Source organism: Burkholderia sp. Ac-20365, assembly GCF_017104715.1.
Classification (GTDB): Bacteria; Pseudomonadota; Gammaproteobacteria; order Burkholderiales; family Burkholderiaceae; genus Paraburkholderia.
The window spans coordinates 1-792 of the sequence record NZ_JAAGPI010000130.1; the positions used below are offsets into that span (position 1 = coordinate 1).

General features: G+C 62.5%; 1 pseudogene. It reads right to left on the reverse strand.

What is annotated here, in order from left to right:
• Positions 1 to 706, reverse strand: a pseudogene (locus tag G3O01_RS44965) (IS256 family transposase); the annotation flags it as partial.
• Positions 707 to 792 lie beyond the last annotated feature (86 nt).

Here is a 792-nt window from a genome sequence, read left to right on the forward strand (position 1 = left end):
AGTTCGTTGAACACCTTGAGCCAGAACTTGGCGCCCTCGGTCTGCTCGATCCAAAGGCCCAGCACGTCGCGCTGGCCGTCGGCCTGAATGCCCAAAGCCAGATACACGGCCTTGTTGCTGACCACGCCATCGTCGCGAATCTTGACCCGCAGCGCATCGAAGAACACCACCGGGTACATCGTCTCGAGGGGGCGGCTCTGCCAGCTCAGCGCTTCGGCCATCACCTCGTCGGTGACCGAGCTGATGAAGTCGGGCGATACCTCGGTGCCATAGTGCTCGGCCAGAAATCCCTGAATCTCGCGCACGCTCATGCCGCGGGCGTACATCGCGATGATGCGTTCGTCGAAGCCGGTGAAGTGGCGCTCGTGCTTGGGAATCAGGATCGGCTCGAAGCTGCCGTCACGGTCACGAGGCACGTCGACCCGGACTGGGCCACGATCGGTAATGACCGTCTTGCCGCTGGCGCCGTTGCGCTCGTTGACCTGCCCGGGCGGCTTGGGCTGGCCCAGGGGTAGCCCAGATGCAGATTCATCTCGGCTCCCATCGCGCGCTCGATGACCGCCTTGTTGAACGCCAGCATCAGGTCCTGCACCTCGGCTGGCGTCATCGGCCCCTTGACCAACTGGTCCAGCAGTTCCTTGGGCAGTTCAGGCAGCGGCCCGCGGGCCGCTGCCTGACGCGCTACAGTTTGTCTTTTCTTCTTCATCGGCATATCCATGGCCTTTACACCTCATGATATGCCTCGCCCACGAAATCACGGCTAGGTCCCCGTCCTGCGCTAATAACGTGCAA